19 protein-coding genes and 1 other annotated feature are annotated in these 22,248 nt (G+C 43.5%); of the genes, 18 read left to right on the top strand and 1 reads right to left on the bottom strand.

Annotated features, from left to right (window positions below; translation table 11 throughout):
• The first annotated feature begins 73 nt into the window (after positions 1–73).
• From IGJ05_RS09025 to IGJ05_RS08970, 12 genes are all read left to right on the top strand, one after another.
• A complete protein-coding gene (locus IGJ05_RS09025) occupies positions 74–1,228 on the top strand; it encodes a cobalamin-independent methionine synthase II family protein (protein WP_266167025.1) in 1,155 nt (384 codons plus the stop codon).
• A gap of 126 nt (positions 1,229–1,354) precedes the next feature.
• Positions 1,355–1,589, top strand: a binding site (T-box leader).
• A gap of 308 nt (positions 1,590–1,897) precedes the next feature.
• Positions 1,898–2,542 (top strand): amino acid ABC transporter permease, encoded by a 645-nt coding sequence (locus tag IGJ05_RS09020; protein ID WP_438725164.1) that lies wholly within the window; start codon positions 1,898–1,900, stop codon positions 2,540–2,542.
• A gap of 12 nt (positions 2,543–2,554) precedes the next feature.
• Positions 2,555–3,187, top strand: coding sequence for an amino acid ABC transporter ATP-binding protein (locus tag IGJ05_RS09015; protein ID WP_010748718.1), 633 nt, complete (start codon positions 2,555–2,557; stop codon positions 3,185–3,187).
• Positions 3,188–3,200: 13 nt separating this feature from the next.
• Positions 3,201–4,004 carry a transporter substrate-binding domain-containing protein gene (locus IGJ05_RS09010; protein ID WP_438725163.1) on the top strand — a complete coding sequence of 268 codons (804 nt, stop codon included), beginning with the start codon at positions 3,201–3,203 and terminating at the stop codon, positions 4,002–4,004.
• 176 nt (positions 4,005–4,180) lie between these two features.
• A complete protein-coding gene (locus IGJ05_RS09005) occupies positions 4,181–4,498 on the top strand; it encodes an AbrB/MazE/SpoVT family DNA-binding domain-containing protein (protein WP_010748720.1) in 318 nt (105 codons plus the stop codon).
• A gap of 7 nt (positions 4,499–4,505) precedes the next feature.
• Positions 4,506–4,943 (top strand): type II toxin-antitoxin system VapC family toxin, encoded by a 438-nt coding sequence (locus IGJ05_RS09000; RefSeq protein ID WP_010748721.1) that lies wholly within the window; start codon positions 4,506–4,508, stop codon positions 4,941–4,943.
• 130 nt (positions 4,944–5,073) lie between these two features.
• Positions 5,074–7,512: an FtsK/SpoIIIE family DNA translocase gene (locus IGJ05_RS08995; RefSeq protein ID WP_010748722.1), complete on the top strand. Its 2,439-nt coding sequence runs from the start codon at positions 5,074–5,076 to the stop codon at positions 7,510–7,512.
• Between the two features lie 41 nt (positions 7,513–7,553).
• Complete coding sequence (locus tag IGJ05_RS08990; RefSeq protein WP_005232219.1) at positions 7,554–8,255, top strand: GntR family transcriptional regulator; 702 nt, start codon at positions 7,554–7,556, stop codon at positions 8,253–8,255.
• Positions 8,256–8,316: 61 nt separating this feature from the next.
• On the top strand, positions 8,317–9,117 hold the full coding sequence (gene proC / locus IGJ05_RS08985) for a pyrroline-5-carboxylate reductase (protein WP_010748724.1): 801 nt from the start codon (positions 8,317–8,319) through the stop codon (positions 9,115–9,117).
• A gap of 46 nt (positions 9,118–9,163) precedes the next feature.
• A complete protein-coding gene (locus IGJ05_RS08980; RefSeq protein ID WP_005227279.1) occupies positions 9,164–9,838 on the top strand; it encodes an HAD family hydrolase in 675 nt (224 codons plus the stop codon).
• A 287-nt stretch (positions 9,839–10,125) separates the two neighbouring features.
• Positions 10,126–12,831 (top strand): YhgE/Pip domain-containing protein, encoded by a 2,706-nt coding sequence (locus tag IGJ05_RS08975; protein ID WP_266167024.1) that lies wholly within the window; start codon positions 10,126–10,128, stop codon positions 12,829–12,831.
• A 217-nt stretch (positions 12,832–13,048) separates the two neighbouring features.
• Entirely contained in the window at positions 13,049–14,872 is a 1,824-nt protein-coding gene (locus IGJ05_RS08970) for an APC family permease (protein WP_005227281.1), read from the top strand.
• Between the two features lie 72 nt (positions 14,873–14,944).
• On the opposite strand, the gene IGJ05_RS08965 is transcribed toward IGJ05_RS08970, so the two are convergent.
• A complete protein-coding gene (locus IGJ05_RS08965; RefSeq protein ID WP_438725159.1) occupies positions 14,945–15,835 on the bottom strand; it encodes an ArsR/SmtB family transcription factor in 891 nt (296 codons plus the stop codon).
• A 315-nt stretch (positions 15,836–16,150) separates the two neighbouring features.
• Here IGJ05_RS08965 and IGJ05_RS08960 point away from each other — a divergent pair, with 315 nt between their 5' ends.
• From IGJ05_RS08960 to IGJ05_RS08935, 6 genes are read left to right on the top strand one after another with little or no spacing between them, the layout of a single operon-like run.
• Complete coding sequence (locus IGJ05_RS08960) at positions 16,151–17,401, top strand: extracellular solute-binding protein (RefSeq protein ID WP_005227283.1); 1,251 nt, start codon at positions 16,151–16,153, stop codon at positions 17,399–17,401.
• A 46-nt stretch (positions 17,402–17,447) separates the two neighbouring features.
• Positions 17,448–18,338, top strand: coding sequence for a carbohydrate ABC transporter permease (locus IGJ05_RS08955; protein WP_005227284.1), 891 nt, complete (start codon positions 17,448–17,450; stop codon positions 18,336–18,338).
• A gap of 12 nt (positions 18,339–18,350) precedes the next feature.
• Positions 18,351–19,202: a carbohydrate ABC transporter permease gene (locus IGJ05_RS08950; RefSeq protein ID WP_005227285.1), complete on the top strand. Its 852-nt coding sequence runs from the start codon at positions 18,351–18,353 to the stop codon at positions 19,200–19,202.
• A gap of 8 nt (positions 19,203–19,210) precedes the next feature.
• The gene (locus IGJ05_RS08945; RefSeq protein ID WP_010748727.1) at positions 19,211–19,627 is read left to right on the top strand and encodes a hypothetical protein; all 417 of its coding nucleotides are present in this window, start codon (positions 19,211–19,213) and stop codon (positions 19,625–19,627) included.
• A gap of 15 nt (positions 19,628–19,642) precedes the next feature.
• Positions 19,643–20,599, top strand: coding sequence for a glycoside hydrolase family 43 protein (locus IGJ05_RS08940; protein ID WP_266167023.1), 957 nt, complete (start codon positions 19,643–19,645; stop codon positions 20,597–20,599).
• An 18-nt stretch (positions 20,600–20,617) separates the two neighbouring features.
• A complete protein-coding gene (locus IGJ05_RS08935; RefSeq protein WP_010748729.1) occupies positions 20,618–22,240 on the top strand; it encodes a glycoside hydrolase family 43 protein in 1,623 nt (540 codons plus the stop codon).
• Positions 22,241–22,248: the final 8 nt, after the last annotated feature.

Below are 22,248 nucleotides of genomic sequence, written 5' to 3'. Positions count from 1 at the left end.
TATAAGTATTATCTATAGTATAAGATGTTTGCTAGAATAAATCTAACAATTTTGAAAACTTTGTATAGGAGGAATGGATATGGCAACAGACAAATTTCAGCTTGTGGGGTCATTGTTACGACCACAAGATTTATTGGACTACAAAAATCAAATCGAGCATCGGGAGGATATCCGCTACCCGTTTTATGATGCGTTTCCTGGCTACCAAGAAACGGAAGCAAAAGCGATCGCTGACATCATTGCAGCGCAAAAAGAACACGGCATTACAGTCATCACAGACGGCGAACATGGCCGCTCAATGTGGCACCTGGATTTTCTCTGGGGATTAAAAGGCGTTGAACGCTATATCTCCGATCATGGGTATGCCTTTGAAGATTTGGACGGTGGACATTTTGAGACACGTAAAGACATCGGCATCCGAATCACAGAACCATTATCTGGCAAAAACCATCATTACTTGACGTTATTTAAAGAAACCAAACGCCAAGCTGGCGACCTGCCAGTCAAAATCACCGTCTGGGGGGCTGCCCACGCCTTTACCGAGCTGACTGTCTTTAACGACCTCGTTGGTGAAGGTCAGGTGTATCCAACGAAAGAAGCCTTGCGGGAAGGGCTGCTTAACGCCTACAAGGAATTCTTGCAGGAATACCGAGAAGCCGGTGGTGAGATCGTTCAGTTCGATGATTGTTTATGGGAATTATTCGCCGAAGACAATGACAAGAGCTTCTTCACCCAAGGCAATGACGGCTTAGAAGCGTTAGCCGATGAATTCGTGGCGATCAACAACGAAGTCGCTGACTACGCCCACGAATTAGGATTAAAAGTCTTGACCCACAACTGCCGCGGCAATTACCAAAGCCGCGCGGCCGCCAGCGGTACCTACAAAGCGATCGCCGAAAAATTCTTGCGTGATCAGCATTATGACCGCTTTTTCCTAGAGTGGGACGATGACCGTGCTGGTGATATCTCGGCTTTAGAAGCGCTGAAAGACCGTCCAGAAGTGGAGGTTGTCTTAGGCTTATTATCCAGCAAAACCGCCACATTAGACGATGAAGAGCGAGTGATCGCTTTATTAGACAAAGCCAGCCAAATCATTCCTAAGGAGCGGCTTTATCTTTCTCATCAATGCGGCTTTGCCTCTTGTGACTGCGGCAATGAGCTTTCGACTGAACAGCAATGGGCAAAAATCAAGCAAGGACAAGCCTTAGCTGAAGCGTACTTCGGTTAAGCAGCTGCGTCTTCTTTTCCCTGAATCTTCCCTTCGAAATCGGTGCATGCGACAAAGTTTCGAAAATTTCAGAAAAAATGTTTGACATTTTCTTTAAGAGCGAGTAAAGTAAGACACAACTTAATGAAACAGACATCGAAAAGAAGAGTAGCAAGGCTTGCTGTTTGAAGAGAGTCTCTGGTTGGTGCAAAGAGATAACGCATGGTTGTGAAACACATCTTGGAGTCGTTTTTCCGAAAGAAAAGTAGGAGAGACCGGGTTTGCCCGTTACAGCAGCAGTCATTGATTGATGACTTTCTGAGTTCAGTTGCTGTGAAGCACTGATAAACAAAGGTGGAACCGCGTTGATAACGTCCTTTAGCTGTAATGGCTAGGGGACGTTTTTTTTCTCTTTTTTTGCATCTCACCGAAAACCGAAAGTGGAAGGATCACAAGGACTGCACGAGGCCTTTTCCTGTGAAGGAAAGGCAAATTGAGGTGGAACCACGTATCAAGCGTCCTCTGGCAAATGCCAGTGTGCGCTTTTTTTGTTTTTCTTTTTTAGAAAAATGAAATTTGCCAGTTGCCCCTCACCAGCCAACGCCCAGCGTCACATAAGCGTCGGAGCAAACCGTCGCTAAGCTGTATCGCTGCTAATCGAAATTGAAACCTATCAAGGAGGAAGTCACCATGTTTGAGTATTTAGTCAATGTTATGCCCCAACTGATTTCAGGAACTGGAATCACCGTTAAATTGTTCGCACTGACCTTAATCGGGTCCATTCCCTTAGGCATCTTGTTGGCCTTTGTTTTAGCCAGTCGCCTGAGTATTTTGAAATTGATCGTGCAAGTCTACGTATGGTTGATGCGAGGAACGCCTTTATTGCTACAGCTGATCTTCGTATTCTACGGTCTGCCGATCTTAGGGATCGTCTTTGACCGCTTTGAAGCAGCCTTGATCGCCTTTATTATCAATTACGCTGCTTATTTTGCCGAGATTTTCCGTGGAGGGATCCAATCGATTCCAGCAGGACAATATGAAGCCGCGAAAGTCTTGCGTTTGTCCCCGATCCAAACGATCCAAAAAATCATCATCCCACAAGTCGTCAAGATCACCCTGCCATCTGTCGGCAATGAAGTCATCAATCTTGTCAAAGACACATCCCTCGTCTACATCTTAGGATTGTCAGACGTGATGCGAATCGGGAAAATCGCCATGGAGCGAGACAGTACCTTGCTTCCGTTAGTTGGGGTCGGCTTGATCTACTTGGTGATGACGGGCGTCTTTACGTTATTGTTAAAACAAATCGAGACCAAACTGGACTATTACCGTTAGGAGGAACCACATATGTTAGAACTAAAACAAGTATCAAAGTCATTTGGCGCTAAAAAAGTCATCGATCAGCTAGACTTGACGATCGAAGACGGCAGTATCTTAGCGGTGGTCGGTCCTTCCGGTGGCGGGAAAACCACCTTGCTTCGGACACTGGCTGGTTTAGAAACGATCGATTCTGGAAGCTTTTTACTGGATGGCAAAACCTTTGATCCCACCGACACAAAAGAACAAGAACAAGTCGTCGGTGTCGTCTTCCAAGACTTCCAATTGTTTCCGCACTTGTCAGTTTTTGAAAACATCACTTTGGCGCCAAAAATGGTGCTAAAACAAGACAAGGCCGCGTATACAGCAAAAGCCGAACAGTTGGCAGAAAAACTAGGATTAAGTGACCTACTAGCCCAATATCCCTTCCAATTGTCCGGGGGGCAGCGGCAACGGGTGGCTATCGCACGAGCGATGGCGATGAATCCCAAAGTGTTGGCCTATGACGAGCCTACCAGCGCCTTAGATCCAGGCTTGAGACAGCAAGTCGAACAGCTGATCTTGGATCTGAAAAAAGAAGGAGTGACCCAGATCGTGGTGACCCATGATTTGGTTTTTGCCGAAAATATCGGTGATCAATTATTAAAAGTAGCAGGAGAATAAGGGGGAGAACAAAATGAAAAAATTACTATTGACGGGAATCGCAGCAGCAAGTGTATTTTTATTAGGGGCGTGTGGCAGCAGCAATGACACCACAACCAGTGCCGCTGACAAAGAAGAAGTGATCGTCGGCCTAGACGATACCTTCGTACCGATGGGCTTTAAAGACGACCAAGGCAACATCGTTGGGTTTGATGTGGATTTAGCCACAGCGATTTTGGATCTAACAGGAACCAAAGTCAAATTTCAACCAATCGATTGGTCCATGAAAGAAACCGAACTAAGCAATGGCACCATCGATATGATCTGGAACGGGTATACCAAAACCGCAGCTCGTGAAGAAAAAGTATTGTTTACAGATACTTATATGGAAAACAAACAAGTCTTAGTCACAGCAAAAACCAGCGGCATTACTAGCTTTGATGATATGGAGGGCAAAGTCTTAGGCGCCCAAGAAGGTTCTTCTGGTTATGAGACCTTCAATAACCAACCGGAAGTTTTGAAGGATCTCGTAGACGGCAATGACGCAACCTTGTATGCCAGCTTTAATGAAGCCTTTATCGATCTAGAAAACGGTCGGATCGACGGTCTTTTGATCGACCGCGTCTACGCAGAATATTATTTGACTCAAACAGGCAAAACCGATGACTTCAAAGAAATCGAAAGCCCCTTTGAAGCAGAAGATTTTGCTGTAGGTGTGCGTAAAGACGATCAAGCCATGGCAGATAAAATCAATGATGGCTTGAAAGAATTGCAAGACAATGGCACCTTTGCTGAAATCTCTGAAAAGTGGTTTGGCGAAGACGTCACACCAAACTAAAACAAGTCAACAAGATACACTGGCTGCTTAGCAGTTGGTGTTTTTTTATACATTCATTTCTTTTGCGTATTTAAGGAAAGAAGGAACGATTGAAGTATATACTTGTGTATACATATGCTTGCTCATGTTATAATGATAGGTAGTAAGGAAAATCCGATTAAGAGGGGGGGAGCCTAGTGGAACATTATAAAGAGACCGCTCATTTGATTAAGTGGGGCAACGGACAGGGGGTTCGCTTGTCTAAGAAAATGATTCAGAAATTGGATCTCCAGGTAGGTTCTGAACTAGAAATGGAACTGGCAGAAGAAGTCAATGGCAAAAAACAGTTAGTTATTACAGAAAAGCAGTCAGTAGGAGCGTTGTCCCCAGAGGAGAAACTTCGTTTAGTCGATTCATTGCAAGGCATTTTAGCAGATTCATTTGAAACACCTGACGTTGTGGACATCAAAAAAGTAAGAAACGAACGGCGTAGGAAAAAATATCTGGGAGAATAAAATAAGCATGACCAAATACAAAGCCAAACGAGTCGTGATTGACACCAATGTGATCCTTGACTATTTATTAGGAAGAGGGTCTAAAAGACATCAAGAAGCCATCAAACAGATATACAACAGTTCCATTTATGGACTTTGCGAGGGCGTGATTACGGCAAGTACCTTAACGGATCTTTTCTATATTCTCGATGGAGCAGCAGGAGTCGATGCTCGGAGGGAAGTCAAAAAACTGATCCAAGTGCATACCGTCTTAACAGTTACGGAAGCAGATTGCCTTCAGGCGCTTGATTCAACAATGACAGATTTTGAGGATGCTGTTTTAGCAGCTTGTGCGAAGCGAAATCAAATCGACAGTCTAGTAACGACCAATACAGCTGATTTTGAATCATCGGGACTGATTGTCTATACAGTCGCTGGATTTGTGCAGCAGCTAAAAAGAGGATGATCACTGCTATATCTGGCAGACATCCTCTTTTTTCCTTAAATTCCAACAGCGAACCAAAATTTCTCACAGGAAAACTTTTGTTCGCCTTCTTTTTTCGTTATAATAGGGAAAGATGAAAAGAGGGATAGAAATGGCGCAAAAAAAACGCGCAAAGAAACGCAAAACAAAAAAACAACAAAAACAGCAAGAGAAATTAATGCTGGTCGGCGTCGGCCTGCTCTTTGTCTTGTTTTCGATATTTGGCTTTTTCCATTTAGGTTTTTTAGGAACCTTGATTGCCAACGGGTTTCGGATCGTTGGCGGAAACACGTACCAATTTTTGAGTGTTGCCCTAGCCGCTTATGGTGTCTGGTTAGCGATCAAAACGACCGATGCTCGCTTTAAGAGTATTCGGCGAGTGATTGGCTGTGTATTGGTGTATTTTGGTTTACTGATCATCCTCCATGCGCAAATCTTTAGTAATGTGGTGGGAGAACAAGCCAATATCTTCCAAACGACGTGGATGACGCTGTTAGGCGATATTCGGCGTAGCCAAGTGACCCAAAATGTCGGGGGCGGAATGATTGGCGCCATGCTCTATGGGGCGACCTATTTTCTTGTTTCCCAGATCGGCAGCTACATCATCGCTGTTTTACTCATGCTGATCGGGGCGTTCTTGTTCAGCCAAATGAGCAGCCACGAGTTAGTCGAGCACCTGCAAGCAGCTGGTGACAAGCTGCAGCGGTTGTTAGAAGGCTCTCCAGAAAAGCAAGCCGAACGAGAAGCCCGCAAAGCGGAACGAGCAGCAGAGAAGCAAGCTGCGAAAGAAGCCAAAAAAGAAGCCGAACGAGCAGCAGTCATGGCGGAGATCAAAGAAAAGAATCAAGTCCGACCAATGACAGAAGACGAAAAATCAGCAAAAGAACAACAGATGCAAGCGCCAGCTGATTTTGAACCAGAGCAGCTGAGCTTTGTACCCATCGACCACTTCCAGGAATTGCCGCAAGCGGCGGGACCAGAGGCCGCTCAAGCACCACATCCAGCAGGAAACAAACCGGGACCAAGCAAAAAGGTCAATGAAGACGGAGAGATCCTCGATGATGATGGTGAAGTATTGGAATTTGAGATTTCGGAAGAAGCTGAAAATCGTGATTATGAATTGCCTTCAGCGCAATTACTCGATTCGATCCCTTCAACGGATCAAAGCAGCGAGTACAAAAAGATCGAACAAAATATCGGTGTGTTAGAAACCACCTTCCAAAGCTTCGGTGTTGATGCAAAAGTCGTCAAAGCCAGCTTAGGACCAGCAGTAACCAAATTCGAAGTTCAACCAGCAGTAGGGGTCAAAGTCAGCAAAATCGTCGGGTTGACCGACGATATCGCCTTGGCCTTAGCTGCCAAAGATGTGCGGATGGAAGCGCCGATCCCAGGGAAATCATTGATTGGGATCGAAGTTCCAAACAGTGCAGTCAGCATGGTTTCATTCCGAGAAGTGATCGAAGCCCAACCGGATCATCCAGATAAACTATTAGAAGTACCTTTAGGACGCGATATTTCTGGCCGTGTCCAAACGGCAGACTTAACGAAAATGCCCCATCTCTTGATTGCCGGATCGACCGGGAGCGGGAAGTCCGTAGCCATCAACGGTATCATCACCAGTATTTTGATGCGGGCAAAACCCCATGAAGTCAAACTGATGATGATCGACCCGAAAATGGTTGAATTAAATGTTTACAATGGGATTCCCCATCTCTTGACACCTGTCGTGACCAATCCCCGCAAAGCGGCGCAAGCGTTGCAAAAAGTGGTCAAGGAAATGGAAGAGCGCTACGAAAAATTTGCGGCAACTGGGGTCCGAAACATTACTGGCTACAACGATTTAGTGATCAATAAGAATTTAGAAGACGGTGAAAATCGTCCGATCTTGCCATTCATTGTAGTGATCGTCGATGAGTTAGCCGACTTGATGATGGTTGCCAGCAACGAAGTCGAAGATGCCATCATTCGTTTGGCGCAAATGGCACGGGCAGCAGGTATCCATATGATCCTAGCAACGCAACGACCAAGTGTGGATGTCATTACAGGGATCATCAAAGCCAATGTTCCATCACGGATGGCCTTTGCGGTTTCCAGCGGTGTCGATTCGCGGACCATCATTGATGGGAACGGAGCCGAAAAACTGCTGGGACGCGGCGACATGCTGTATCTGCCGATGGGTGAGAACAAACCGATTCGGGTCCAAGGGGCCTTTATCTCCGACCAAGAAGTCGAACGAGTGGTTGAATTCGTGACCGATCAGCAAGAAGCCAATTATGAAGAAAAAATGATGGTTACTGAGGAAGAAACGAGTACCGGCAGCAGCGGACAACCGCAAGATGAGCTATTCGAAGATGCCAAAGCCCTTGTGGTGGAAATGCAGACCGCCAGCGTTTCTCTCTTGCAGCGACGTTTTCGCATCGGCTATAACCGAGCGGCTCGGTTAGTGGATGAATTAGAAGATCAAGGTGTCGTTGGCCCTTCTGAAGGCAGCAAGCCACGGAAAGTCTTGATCGAGCCGCAACCAGAAGACATTCCTACCTTTGATGAATAAGGAGAACAAGACCAATCCAATGAGAGAAAGGCGAGATAGCAATGAAACGCAAACACATTCTTTACCGTGATGTTGCCGATAAGCTCAAAGAAGACATCATGTCGGGTCGCTACCCGATTGGTTCATTTTTACCGACGGAAACAGAATTGGAAGCCACCTTCAATGTCAGCAAGATCACTGTCCGCAAAGCCATCGAATTGTTAGCGGCAGATGAGTATGTGGAAAAACGCAGCGGACGTGGGACGACGGTTTTAAGCAATCGCCCTTATAACAAGCTGTCAAAAGGCACGACGTTTAGCCAATTGCTTGAAAAGACTGGCAAGGAATACACGAAGAAAAACCTCAGCTATGAATTAGTTGAACTTGCGCCTGAACACCCAGCGTATTCCTTGATGGGCAAAGAAGTCATGCGTTTACGTCGCATGTATTATTTTGACCACCAACCCTTTATTTACTATGAGTACCATTTGCCAAAGCAGCTAAAGGGTACCTCCATCGAGGTCTTTGAAGAAAAATCATTGTATCGCCTATTGGATGAACATCGAATGATCATCGATCGCTTTCAAGATGCGTTCGTGGCAACGACCTTGACCGAAGAGCAACAGAAGTTTATGATCACGCCAGAGGTCGCTGCCTTGAAACGAACCCGTTATTCGTATGATCTACAAGGAGAAGTGGTAGAATATACAGAAGGGATCTATAACACCGCCTTGCATCCGTATATGATCGAGTTTGAAGCCTAGTCATTGATTAGGCTTTTTTAGCAAAAAGTGGTACCAAAATCAGAAGTGGAGCGTGAAAACTATGAGAAAAATCGCCTTTTTAGGAGCCGGTAACATGGCAAAAGCCATCATCAACGGCTTGATTGCAGCAAACCTGTATGAACCAGCAGAGATCTTGGTTTATAATCATCGCTACGAGCCGACTTTGGCACAATTAGAAAAAGAAACCGGGATCACTGGGACAACTAAGCTGGCAGATGTCACCGAAAAAGCAGAGATCCTTGTCTTAGCAGTCAAACCTTTTGTCTTTCCCCGCTTGCTTGCTGATTTAAAAGACGGCTTGACCAAGGAGCATTTGCTAGTATCCATTGCCGCGGGCGTGACGATCGCGCAAATGGAAGAAATCATTGGTGCGCACAAAATCGTGCGGGTCATGCCAAATACCCCTGCACTGGTGGGGGAAGGGATGTCTTCTATCAGTCCCAACGGTCAAGTGACGGAAGCCGAAGCCAACGAAGTCAAACAGCTTTTTGAAAGCCTAGGGAAAGCCGAGCAAGTACCAGAAAGCATGATCGATGCAGTCATTGGTGTCAGCGGTTCTTCACCAGCCTACACGTATTTGTTCATCGAAGCTTTGGCAGATGGAGCAGTAGCAGAAGGAATGCCGCGTCCGATGGCGTATGAATTTGCTGCTCAAGCGGTATTAGGCGCAGCGAAGATGGTACTAGAGACGAAGGAACACCCAGGTGTCTTAAAGGATCGTGTCAGCTCGCCAGGGGGCACAACGATCCAAGCAGTCAAAACCTTAGAGGAAAATGGCTTTCGGGCGGCTGTCATCAAAGCAGTGCAAGCAGCTGCTGACAAAAGTCGGGAGATGTCTTGATCCCCAGTGAGTGAGGAAAAAATCTTAGCAAAACGAAGGAGCGTTTATGAAAGAACTTTTGATTTTTGATTTTGATGGATTGTTAGTCGATACCGAAAGAGTCTATTTTGATGGGTGGTTGGCGCTATTTAAAAAGTATGAGCTTCCGATTACAGCCGCTGATATTTTTGGTTGGCGTGGTCAAAGTTGGCAACAGACTGCCACTAAATTAGCCGACCTCGTAGGCGGTCAGCAGCGGGTGCAGGAATTACGAGCAGAACGGGAAGTCTATATTGCCCAGCAAATAACCGATGGCACCTTCAAAACCAAACCCTATGCGAAAGAAACCATCGCATTGGCTCGTGAGAAAGGATTCCAAACGGCATTAGCCACCTCGACGATGAAAAAAAGAGCCTCTGAATTGTTGGCGCATTTCGATTTGTTGCAGGCTTTTGACTATCAGACCTTTGGCGATGACGTCTCCGCCCATAAGCCTGATCCAGCACCTTACTTGCTGACTTTAGAAAAAGCGCAAGTCGCAGCAGAAAAAGCTTTAGTCATGGAAGATTCTCTTGTGGGAGCAACAGCCGCGACACGTGCGGGTATCGATGTCGTGCTGATTCCCGATCAAAGCTTTGATCAAGTCTATTCCCCAGAGGAAAAAGCAGATCTTCAATTATATGGCGAAGCTACCTCATTGAAGTATGTGTATGAGTTATTGGCAAAGGATCAACTGAAATAATACCTAAAAAAGCTTCCTTTTTCGTTGCAGAAAAAGGAAGCTTTTTTTGTATAGGAAAGACCTGTAAAAAAACAGATCAAAGGATATGAGTGGTGTGTTTTTCGCCATCATGGTAAAGTTAAAGAAAGTTTAACAATAAGCGAAAAAAAACAAAAAGTAAAGGGGTTTCATTTTGACAAAAACGTCCATTTGTCAAAAGGACTTTTCTTGGTCGATCCTAGCCGTTGGCGGCAGGGGAAAAAAATGGTAAATTATCCTTCGACGAAGAACTAGTGGGGGAAGAAAAAATGAATAAACTAAAGAATGTTTTCTATTTATATAAACTGGACTGGAAGCGAATTTTCAGCAATCCAATCTCTGCATTTTTGATCATTGCCTTAATGATTTTACCCTCGCTTTATGCGTGGTTCAATATCAAAGCCCTCTGGGACCCATACGGCAACACCAGTGAATTGCCGATTGCCGTTTACAGTGCGGATAAAGGGGCAGAATTTCAAGACAAGCACATCGATATCGGTGATGAAGTCATCGACACCCTCCATAAAAACAAGCAGTTGGGCTGGCGCTTCTTGGATTCAAAAGAGGACTTAGTAGAAGGGGTCAAGTCAGGAAAATATTACGCGGGTATTTATCTGCCAGCGGATTTTTCAGATGATCTGATCAGCTTTACCAGTGGGAAAATCGAAAAACCGACCATCGAGTATTATAGCAACCAAAAAATCAACGCCATCGCACCAAAAATCACCGATAAAGGAGCCAGCAGCCTTCAAGAAGAAATCTCACAAAACTTTATTGAAACCGCCAGCTCCACGTTGATCAAAGTCTTCAATGAAATCGGCTATGACATTGATTCCAACTTAGTCAGCATCAACAAAGTCAAATCGATGATCTTAGACACCGATGACAATTTGGCTACGATCGATGGCTATACGAAAGAGATCGTCACCTTGCACGATAAGTTTCCAGAAATCAAAGAAAAGATCGCAAAAGCCGAAGAATTCACCGATTATATCCCACAAGTGGATGCTATGGGGGAAAAATTGATTGGCCTAAACGATAAGCTGCCTGCATTGAAGAAAGAAGCCAGCATCATTTTGACCTTGCAAGAAAAGATCCCAGAGATCCAAAATGCTGGCAAACAATTGAAGATGATCGACGATGATTTCGATGACATTGCCAGCACTATGACGGACGGCATCGACACCGCCAAGCAAGGACTGCAAGTCATTGAACAAGTGCAAGCCGCTTTACCACAGATCGAACAACTAGGCGACCAAGCCGCCAGCTTCGCCACCGCAACCAAAGATGGGGCGCAACAATTGCAAGATGCCCTGCCAAGTATTTCTAGCAGTGTGAAGGTGACGATTGAGTCGATCAGTCAAGTGGCAACCACCACTGCCGGTCTAACAAGTACGATTCGCCAAGCGCTGGCTGACAATGAACTAACGGATGAAGAGCGTCAAGCAATCAGTGCAACGATCACTGACTTTCAAAAGAACATCCAACAACAACAAGCCGCCTTGGATTCCTTGATTGCCTTTTTAACCAATATTCAGAATTCTGGCAGTAACGCCGACCTAGAAGGCATCATTGCACAATTAAGCAATGCCAAAACAACGTTAGGTGTTTTATCTGACCGCTTATCGCAATTGAATAACCTTGTTCAAAATGGGTCTGTTGATGAAATTACAGCGTATCTCGATCAAGTTACCGCAGCTGCTCAAAACGTTGCCAATCTCATGAACAGCATCAATGTTGATTCAATCACCACCACCATCAACGACATTCTAACCAAACTAATCAAAACCATCACCACCGCCGAAGATGTCTTGAAAAAAGCCCAAGAGATCGATTTTGATTCGTTGCTGTCTTCCACCAAATCAGTGGTCAGCAATGCCGTGACGATTTTGGAAAAATACCAAAAAGAATTGCCTGCCATCAAGCAAGAATTGCACGATGCCAATACGATGCTGAATGGTCACATGGATGAAATCGTCAATGCCATCAACAAAGGAGCCGACCTGTACAACAACGAATTGCCAGTGGTCGAAGAAAAATTAGGGCTGGCCGTAAACTTCTTGCAAAACGATTGGCCAACTATCAAATCAGAAATCAGCTCTACGATGGCAATGGTGGATGAAAAACTGCCAGAAGTTGAAAAAGCCTTGGATGCGGCTGTCGATTTGATCAATAACGATTGGCCGAGTATCAAAGCAGGCATTCACAAAGCCGCTGATGCGATCCGAGCAGGAGAAAATGAAGTCGATCTTGGAGAAGTCATCAAATTATTGAAACTTGATGCCACCGATGAAGCCGACTTCTTCAAACAACCAGTGGAATTAAAAAGCAATGAAATCTATCCAATCGCCAACAATGGTTCAGCTAGCACACCGTTTTATACCGCATTGTGTTTGTGGGTAGGGGCATTATTGTTGTCAAGTGTCGCTACAACGGAGTATCATTTAGAGAAGAAAGACAAAAAACGCTTTACCCAACGTGAAACCTTTGTGGCACGAATGCTGACGTTCTTGACGATGGCAGTCGCCCAAAGTTTGATCGTGACCCTAGGAAATATGTTTTTATTAGGCGTTGATGTCCACAATCCAGTGTACAGTGTCTTCTTCGCATTACTCGTCGGACTCGCCTTTATGATGATCGTCTACGTACTGGCAGGACTGTTCGGCAACCTCGGGAAAGGGATCGCCATCATCATTTTGGTTCTCTCCATCTCAGGTGGGGGAGGAAACTACCCGATCCAAGTTTCTGGGAAGTTCTTCCAATTCATTAATCCGCTGCTGCCATTTACCCATGCAGTCAATCTGTTAAGAGAATCAGCTGGCGGGATCTATTGGCCAAATGCCGTGCCACAATTGGTTATTTTAACGATTTTGTTCCTGGTCTTTGGGATCGTCGGTACCTACGCGTATCCTTATCTAGTCAACTCTACGAAGAAATTAAGCGACATTTCCAAAGAAAGTCATTTCTTCCACTAACATCGAAAAGCAGAAAGAGCATTTGTTCTTTCTGCTTTTGTGCCATCACGTGAAATTTCTAATAATCAAAAGAGGGAAAAAGGGGCGTTTTTTCATCTGATTTTCATTGACTTTTCGCGGTTACAAGAGTAGCATACAGTCTTGATAATTCAATATTTGTGAGGATATCGTTACAAGTTTAACGAAGGATTTTTTCATGAAAAGGAGTGTAGAAAAAGTGGAGTATTTGAAACGTTTGTTGGTCGGACGTCCATTGAAATCCGCAGAGAATGATGAACAAAAACTGAGCCGGACGGCGGCCCTTGCGTTGCTATCTTCTGATGCTTTGTCTTCGATTGCTTATGGGACAGAGCAGATCGTTGTCGTATTAGTGGCACTTTCCGCTGCTGCCATCTGGTATTCATTACCGATCGCTGCTTTTGTTATTATTCTTTTGATTTCATTGACCTTGTCTTACCGTCAGATCATTCATGCTTACCCTCACGGTGGTGGGGCGTATGTAGTAAGTAGTGAAAATTTAGGGAAAAATGCGGGCCTGATTGCCGGCGGCTCACTGTTGATCGATTATATGCTGACAGTAGCAGTATCCGTCTCAGCAGGGGCGGAAGCCATCACTTCTGCTGTGCCAGCGTTGTTCGGCCATCAAGTGGCCATTTCTGTCGTGATCGTGCTCTTGATCATGATGATGAATCTGCGAGGGCTGCGAGAATCAGCTAGCTTCTTAATGATTCCTGTCTACACCTTTATCGCAGTGATCACAGTCTTGATCGTGGTCGGCTTGTACAACATCGTAACTGGTGCGCAACCGTTGAATGCAACCGCACTGCCAGGAGCTGTCGTACCTGGGGTATCCGTAGCCTTGATCTTACGGGCTTTCTCATCAGGTTCCTCTTCTTTGACGGGGGTCGAAGCGATCAGTAACGCGGTGCCATTTTTCAAAAAACCACGGGCGAAAAATGCAGCTGCGACCTTGACGATCATGGCTGCGATCTTAGGGTTCTTCTTCGTCGGTATCACTTTTATCAACTATTGGTACGGTATCGTACCAGAAGCAGAAGTGACCGTCCTATCTCAAATCGGCTCTGCTGTTTTTGGTCATGGGTTTATGTACTACGTTTTGCAATTTGCCACAGCGCTGATTCTAGCAGTTGCCGCAAATACTGGATTTTCCGCCTTCCCCGTGTTGGCGTATAACTTAGCCAAAGACAAATATATGCCACACATGTATCAAGACCGTGGGGATCGTCTCGGCTACTCAAACGGGATCATCACCTTGGCTGCTGGTTCCATCGTCCTATTGTTTATCTTCCAAGGATCGACCGAGCGTTTGATTCCGTTGTATTCCATCGGGGTATTCATTCCTTTTGCACTATCTCAAAGCGGAATGGTCGTCAAATGGAAAAAAGAAGGCAAAGGCTGGTTCTTTAAATCGATCGCCAACATCATTGGGGCTTTGATTTCTTTTGCGATCATTGCCATCTTGTTCGTGTATCGCTTAGGCGATATTTGGCCATTCTTCATTATCATGCCGATCCTCTTGTATATCTTTTACAAGATCCATGATCATTATAAAAAAGTCGCAGAACAGCTGCGATTGGAAAAACAAGAAGCACTGCATGTCTATGAAGGAAATACCGTGATCGTTCTCGTCGGAAATGTTACCCGAGTAAATATCGGCGCATTGAACTATGCCCAATCGATTGGTGATTATGTCGTGGCGATGCACGTCTCGTTGGATGAAGATGTGAAGAAAGAAAAAGAGATCGAACAAGAATTTAAGCAAAAATTCCCAGACGTGCGTTTCTCCGTCGTTCATTCTTCGTATCGTTCGATTGAAAATCCCATCTTGCGTTATGTGGATCTAGTCAGCCGCAATGCAGCCAAACACAATTACACAACGACCGTCATCATTCCACAGTTTGTCCCAAGACGTCGCTGGCAAAATATTTTGCACAACCAAACAAGCCTGCGCTTGCGTTTCAGACTCTCTTGGCGTGAGAACATCATTGTAAGTACGTACAGTTACCATTTGAAGAAATAACAAAAACGCTAGTTTAGCGACCTGATTCCCAAAAGAAATGTTTGGGTCAGCCGCTAAGACTAGCGTTTTTTTTTAGCTATAAAACATTTTCAGTTTGATATCCTGATCGTAATTCCCAAACCCCTTGCCAAAGAGGGTACAACCGCCGACATGCTCGGCATCTTCTTTGACTTCCATTTTTAAGTGCCACGTATCTTCGTAGGCAGGTATATCCTTGATCGTAATGTCGGAAAGAGGAACACCTTCCATGTAGGTTCCGTGATCCATGATGCGGATCGTCTTCAATAACCCGTACTGATTGAGATTGTCTGGATACCAATCCGGTGTATACTTGCCGCGAATATCTGCAAAATCCCCTGGGCTAGTCCATGTACCAAGCTCCACACCATTTAAGCTGAAGGTGATGTCTGACGGCCAGTTGTTATTGGAAAAAGGAAATTCAGACGAAACTTCCATTGAAATCTCCATCATTTCCAGTTTTTCTTCTCTTGCTAAGAAGTTTGGCGATTGGTATTCAACAAATCCTTTCGTAAACCACAAGATGCGGGCATCCATTCGTCGGGGATCCATGAAAAACTTCGGTTCATCCACCATTCCCACAAAATCAGCTGAAGTAGCAAGCCCGCACGTTGGTTCTACCGAATAATTTGTATAATGACCGATCGGTATCGCCGTTTCTTTCGTATCAAAGGCATTAAAGATTTTCTCAGGAAAGTTGATATCGATATGATCCACTCTCAAACTGGAAATCTTTTTTTGCCCCACACGCTCTGTTTTGATGATTTTGGCTTCTTCTAATTTTTTGATGTGCATCGTAATGATGGCGCTGCTTAAGCCTAACTCTTGTGCCAACTCTTTGACATTCATCTTGTTTTTAGCCAGCAATTGAATGATTTTGATTCGTACGTTACTGGCAAGTGCCTCATAGACAGGCAATGCTTCTTGATTGATTTCTAATTGCATCGTGTCACCTCCGCTTAAACTGTTTGATTTACTTGAATGTTAACATATTTGCTAATTTGTGTAAATAGCGTTGTTTATTTCGCTAGTTATTAATATATTTATTAATTAATATAGATGTTATCCTGAATAAATTAATCAAAATATTGTTGACAGCGATTACAAATCAAGTTATGATTTATTTGTAAATTGAAAGTGTTTGCAAACGCTAGAAATGAATAATGCAATTATAAATGCTGGGATAGCAAATAAGAGAAGGAGGATAGGCGTGTTCGGCTTCAAAGACCAAAATTCAATTTCTATGAAAGAGGGAAAAACATGAAGAAGAAACTTATTATTATTGGTGCTTTAGTTGCAGTCGTTGCAGTTGCCCTTATTGGTTTTAATCGTTATCAGGCAGCGGAAAAAGAAAAATACACGATTAATTTTTGGTCACCCCTTACTGGTGATGATGGCGCTTATATGGATCAGATCGTAAATGAATTCAATGAACAATCAGGTTCCGATTATACAATCAATCATGTGATCACGTCTGATATGTACACTAAATTAAGTACGGTTGTAAGTTCTAAAAGTGGGATTCCAGATTTGACTTTGATGCATTCTTATAAAGTAGAGGAATTTGTCAATTCCGATATTATTGATCCGGTTGATCGTCTGGTTTCTTATCAACCTGAGTTAGAAGAAAGCAATTATTTAGATACGGCGTGGAATGCAGGGAAAATCGGCGATACTCAATATACGATCCCATTAGATATCCATGCCAGTGCCATGTATTACAATCAAGATCTTTTAGAAAAATACAATGTCACTTCTTGGTTAGACGATAACATCGTGACGTTTGATGAAATGATGTCATTAGCAGGGCAGATGGAAGAAGGCGATTATGTCGTAAATAATGCGTTACTTTCTTGGGTTATCTTAGCGCAAATCCGTAACTTAGGCGGCGCGATTTCTGACGATGCTGGGAACCCGACGGTGAATACGCCAGAAATGAAAGAAGCGTTAGAAAGAATTAAAGCGTTAACAGATGCAGGCCTGATGACACCTTATGGAGAAGATGGGTATTTGATGTTCCAAGGCGGAAACGTACTCTTATCAACAGATGGTACTTGGACTTCTACCGCTCATGATGCGGTTGAGGGCTTGAATTGGGGCGTAACAAATATTTATTCGACTTCAGATGACATCGCAACCAACCGAGCAGCTTCTCATATGTTTGGCATGTTGAAGAGTGAAAGCAGAACAGAAGAAAAAGAAGAAGTAATCGCACAATTTTTAGAATTCGTTCGTACAAACTCGATCGAATGGGCAAAAGCCGGTCAAATCGTTGCAAGTAAAGATATTTTAGAAAGTGATGATTACCAACAATACCCACAATCATTCTTTACTTCTACACCAGAGGAAGAAGAAACACTTTACATCTTTGACTACGTTTATTTCTCTTATGTCTTAGAAGCATTAGATGTTTATAGTACAGATATCGCTTACGGTGAATTAGATATGGATGAAGGATTAGAAACGATGCAACAATATGTCGAAGATAAGATTGCAGAAGTAGCTAGATAAGTGAAGGGGGGATAATTCTATCCCCTTTTCCAATTTTTAGAAGGGAATGAAAGGAATGAAAAAAAAGAGCATTAACTGGGCATCGATCGCATTCATTGGACCACACATGGTACTCTTTATTATTTTTGTATGTATTCCAACGATCTATGGTATTTATGCTTCATTTACGCAATGGAATTTGATCTCTGATCCAGTCTGGGTCGGTTTTAACAACTATAAAACATTATTGTTTGATAGTTCCTCGACGTTCTATACCCAATTTTGGAATGGTTTGAAAAATACCTTTATTTTCGTTTTGATCATGGTGCCGTTACAAATCATCATTCCACTGATGATTGCAGCTGCATTGCAACATAAAAAAGTGAAGCTGAAAGGACTTTTTCAAGCAATTCTATATATTCCAGGTCTTATCTCTGTTTCAGCAGGTTCTTTGATTTGGTCATTGATTTTCCACTCTCGATTAGGTGCCGTCAATAATATTTTTGGGTTCGATTTCTCTTGGGCTTCGCGACAACCCTATGCTTGGATCTTAATTTTTGTTGTCAGCATTTGGGGAGCGATCGGTGGTAACATGATCATTTATCGCTCAGCTTTAGCGGGTGTCAATGAAGACCTTTATGAAGCGGCAGAGATCGACGGAGCGGGAGCATTCCAAAAATTCTTGAATGTGACCTTGCCATCTATTCGCTTTCCACTGTTATATACGATCGTGATGACAACTGCTGGAGCATTTAATGTCTTTGCACAGCCTTTGATGATGACAGGTGGAGGTCCAAACCAAAGCACGACTGTATTGATGATGTATATCCGCTCACTGGCTTTTAGTCAAGGAGAGTCAATTGCAGGAATGGCTTCGGCAATGGCAGTCATCTTAGGATTGATCATTATGTGTGTGTCCGTATTTCAATATTTTCTTTTAGATAGAAGCAATACTTAAGGGGGCAAAAAAATGAATACACAAAAGAAACATATACCTAGTATGGTCATCGCATATTTGTTTCTGATCGTTTTATGTATCATCTGGGTTATTCCATTGATTTTTAGCTTCGCCACTTCTTTTCGTTCTCAAACCGAAATCGTCTCCACTGGATTTCGTTTATTACCCGTAAACTGGATATTAGATAACTATGTAGCGATTTTGACTAATACGTCTACTGCACCAATTATGCAGTGGTTATGGAATTCAATGTTTATCGCAGTCACGCACACTGTTTTAGTTGTGATCGTTGTTTCAGTGACCGCTTATGGCTATGGCAGAATGCGGTTTAAATACCGTGATCGTATCTTTTATCTTTTGATGGGGATCTCGATGTTTCCCGGTGTAGTGAATTTGATCCCGTCTTACAAAATCATTGAAACCTTCGGCTGGGTCAACTCTTCTCTTGCCATGATCATTCCAGGCTTAGCAGGGATGGGAAATATCTTTCTTGTGCGACAGTTTATGAAAGGTATCCCGCTTGAATTTGACGAGTCAGCACGAATGGATGGTGCAGATGAATTTACCATTTTTGCAGAGATCATCGTTCCTTTGATCAAACCTGTGTTGATCGTTGCAGGCCTCTTTTCTTTCACAGGTTCATGGAATGATTTCTTGTGGCCAGTGATCGTGTATACGGATGTTAGTAAAATGCCGATCACAGCCGGTTTGCTATTACTACAAGACATTTATGGCAACTACCGAATGATTGGTCAATTGATGGGCTCGGCATTGATTGCGATCATTCCCACCGTCATGCTGTTTCTATTTGCTCAAAAATACTTCATTGAATCTATGAACTTAAATGCAGGAATAAAAGGATAGTGAAGATCATGAATCGAAAATTGGAAAGAAATTTACTACGTGCCAGTGCGGTCTGGGATGTCTGTATTGGTCTTGTAACGATGTTTGGGTATTATCCTTGGTTTGAAGAACAAGGGATCGCAGCATTTCAAAATCAAAATCAGTATGAATACTTGCAGTCAAGTCTGGTAGGAATGATATCGAAGGTAGTTATGATCGTTGCGTTAGCGACGATTTTGATGGGCGTTATCAGTTGGATCAACGCGAAGAATATGCGAGACAAACAAATAAACAAAGGAACGATACGTTGGATGATCGCCTGTGTCATCATCCATTTGATCATCTATGATGTGATCGGTGTCGTCCTCTATTTACTAGCTACGACGATGTATATGTCTAAAAACAAAGCAATAAAAATACTAAAAACGGAAAATGGAATTATTTAAGAAGGTGTAGAATTTATGGCAGAAAATTATTTGGAACCGATTGTATTAGAACGTGCAGACCCATGGATATACAAGCATACCGATGGATATTATTACTTCACTGGATCAAAACCAGGATATCAGGAAATCGAATTAAGGCGTGCGAAAACCTTGAAAGGACTGGCTGACGGTGAAGTAAAAGTCATCTGGAAGGCTCATGCCGAAGGCCCCATGAGTGAACTGATTTGGGCACCCGAGATTCATTTTATTCAAGGAAAATGGTACATCTATTTTGCTGCTGCAGATCATGGAGAAGTCAGAAATGATCAGCATCATCATCGGATGTTTGCGATCGAAAATGGGAATGAAGATCCCTTTGCAGGCGAGTGGGTAGAAAAAGGACAGATCAAGACGCAATTTGAGAGTTTCAGTTTAGATGCTACGGTATTTGAACACAGGAACCGATTGTATTATGTCTGGGCACAAGCAGATCCAAACATTCCAGGCAATTCCAATCTTTATTTATCAGAGATGGAAAATCCTTGGACATTGAAAGGAAAGCAGATTCTGCTGAGCATTCCTTATTATGAATGGGAAAAAATTGGCTTCAAAGTGAACGAGGCACCAGCTGCTTTGATTAGAAATGGAAAAGTGATCATTACTTATTCAGCCAGTGCGACGGATGAAAACTACGCGATGGGACTGTTGTGGGCAGATGAGGATAGTGATTTATTGAATGGGTATTCTTGGCATAAGTTGAAGGAACCAGTCTTTTCAAGTTCTGAACAAAATTCCCTATACGGACCAGGACATAACTCCTTTACAGTCGATGAGGAGGGGGAACAAGAGATCTTAGTGTATCATGCAAGACCAGAAAAAAATGATTACAGTAATCCTTTAGAAAATCCCAATCGACATGCGTATGTCCAACCGTTTACTTGGAAAAAAAATGGATTGCCTGATTTTGGCGAACCCGGTGTAGTCAAAGGATAGATAAAAGAGAGGGAAAAAATGAATACAAAAAGAAAAATGCTCTGTTTAACCATGTCCGTTTTTTTTACTAGTTTATTTCTTGCTGGCTGTCAAACAGGAGATGCTGCTGAGCAACTTTCACAAAAGGAGTGGGAAACAACGACAAAAAATCGAGTGTCGATTCATGACCCATCGATTACTTCTATTCATGTTGGTGACCAAGAGCTGTTTTACGTATTTGGTTCGCATCTCGCCCAAGCGAAAACAGAAGATTTACAAACTTGGGAAGTGCCTTTCACTCACGAATATGAATCAATGGAAGACAATATGATCTATGGTAACACAAAAGAAAATCTAGCTGAGACTTTTGAATGGGCAGGCTATGATGATGCCGATTCACAAGGTGGTTACAGCCTTTGGGCACCAGATGTCATTTGGAATGCTGATTATGAATGGTCAAATGGAGACAAAGGAGCCTACATGCTCTACTACTCAGCTAGTTCTACTTGGCGGCGTTCAGCGATTGGATTGGCCGTAGCTAAAACGATCGAAGGACCCTATAGCTATGCGGATACCGTGATCTATTCTGGCTTTACAGAAAAAGATTCGACAGATGGTAGTGAACGCAATACCAACTATCAAAATACCCATTTGGCCAAATTGATCAAAGAGGGGAAAATCAGTGGGTTCAGTGAAAACTGGGCGATCGAAGATGGTCTGACGTATAACACCGATTATGCGCCAAACGCCATTGATCCAGCGTTGTTTTATGATGAAGAAGGGAAACTATGGATGACCTATGGTTCTTGGTCTGGCGGTATCTTTTTATTGGAAGTTGATCCAGCCACTGGAAAACCAATGTATCCTGGGGAAGATAGCACGACGGAAGATGGGCGTATCATTGATCGCTATTTCGGGATCAAGCTTTTTGGCGGCTATCATCAATCAGGAGAAGGTCCCTATATTGTATATGATGAGGAAACCGATTATTATTACCTATTCGTCACTTACGGTGGTTTAGCAGCAAAAGGTGGTTACAATATGCGACTGTTTCGCGCTGAAAAACCAGAAGGACCTTACCTTGATGCCCAAGGAAATAGCCCAATCTTAGAACAAGGGGACCAAAATTCAAACTACGGCATCAAATTGATTGGAAACTACCAATTCTCGTTTCAACAAATGGGGTATCGAGCAGCGGGACACAATTCGGCGATCATCGATGAGAATGGTCAGTGGTCCTTGGTGTACCATACGCGCTTTAACAATGGAACCGAAGCCCATGAAGTGCGGGTCAACAGAATGTATATGAATGAGGAAGGCTGGCCAGTTCCAGCACCCTACGAGTATCGAGGCAATGAACAAGTAGCGGATGCTTTGACAGAAGATGACATTATCGGGCGCTATGAAATCATTAACCATGGTACCGACAATGGAACGACCATGCTAAAAACGCAGACGATCGAGCTTCAAAAAGATGGAAGCGTTACTGGTGACTTGACCGGAACTTGGACGTACGATGCGGGATACTTGGCATTGACTTTTGAAGAAGCGACCTTCAAAGGAATTTTATTAACTCAGGAAATAACAGAGTTTGAGCAGCAAAAATTAACGTTCTCAACGATTGGCGATAATAATGAGTCCATTTGGGGAATCAAAGAATAGGAGTATAA

It is taken from the genome of Enterococcus sp. AZ167, assembly GCF_051714025.1.
GTDB lineage: Bacteria > Bacillota > Bacilli > Lactobacillales > Enterococcaceae > Enterococcus_D > Enterococcus_D casseliflavus.
The sequence above is the reverse complement of the archived record's forward strand: the minus strand, read 5'-3'. Positions and strand labels throughout refer to the sequence as shown.

Coding starts and splice junctions, on each gene's coding strand:
- IGJ05_RS08950 (WP_005227285.1), top strand. CDS start 18,351: ATGAATACACAAAAGAAACATATACCTAGTATGGTCATCGCATATTTG.
- IGJ05_RS09025 (WP_266167025.1), top strand. CDS start 74: ATGGATATGGCAACAGACAAATTTCAGCTTGTGGGGTCATTGTTACGA.
- IGJ05_RS08935 (WP_010748729.1), top strand. CDS start 20,618: ATGAATACAAAAAGAAAAATGCTCTGTTTAACCATGTCCGTTTTTTTT.
- IGJ05_RS08945 (WP_010748727.1), top strand. CDS start 19,211: ATGAATCGAAAATTGGAAAGAAATTTACTACGTGCCAGTGCGGTCTGG.
- IGJ05_RS08965 (WP_438725159.1), bottom strand. CDS start 15,835: ATGCAATTAGAAATCAATCAAGAAGCATTGCCTGTCTATGAGGCACTT.
- IGJ05_RS08990 (WP_005232219.1), top strand. CDS start 7,554: ATGAAACGCAAACACATTCTTTACCGTGATGTTGCCGATAAGCTCAAA.
- IGJ05_RS08955 (WP_005227284.1), top strand. CDS start 17,448: ATGAAAGGAATGAAAAAAAAGAGCATTAACTGGGCATCGATCGCATTC.
- IGJ05_RS08960 (WP_005227283.1), top strand. CDS start 16,151: ATGAAGAAGAAACTTATTATTATTGGTGCTTTAGTTGCAGTCGTTGCA.
- IGJ05_RS09020 (WP_438725164.1), top strand. CDS start 1,898: ATGTTTGAGTATTTAGTCAATGTTATGCCCCAACTGATTTCAGGAACT.
- IGJ05_RS08975 (WP_266167024.1), top strand. CDS start 10,126: ATGAATAAACTAAAGAATGTTTTCTATTTATATAAACTGGACTGGAAG.
- IGJ05_RS08995 (WP_010748722.1), top strand. CDS start 5,074: ATGGCGCAAAAAAAACGCGCAAAGAAACGCAAAACAAAAAAACAACAA.
- IGJ05_RS09010 (WP_438725163.1), top strand. CDS start 3,201: ATGAAAAAATTACTATTGACGGGAATCGCAGCAGCAAGTGTATTTTTA.
- IGJ05_RS08980 (WP_005227279.1), top strand. CDS start 9,164: ATGAAAGAACTTTTGATTTTTGATTTTGATGGATTGTTAGTCGATACC.
- IGJ05_RS08940 (WP_266167023.1), top strand. CDS start 19,643: ATGGCAGAAAATTATTTGGAACCGATTGTATTAGAACGTGCAGACCCA.
- proC (WP_010748724.1), top strand. CDS start 8,317: ATGAGAAAAATCGCCTTTTTAGGAGCCGGTAACATGGCAAAAGCCATC.
- IGJ05_RS09000 (WP_010748721.1), top strand. CDS start 4,506: ATGACCAAATACAAAGCCAAACGAGTCGTGATTGACACCAATGTGATC.
- IGJ05_RS09015 (WP_010748718.1), top strand. CDS start 2,555: ATGTTAGAACTAAAACAAGTATCAAAGTCATTTGGCGCTAAAAAAGTC.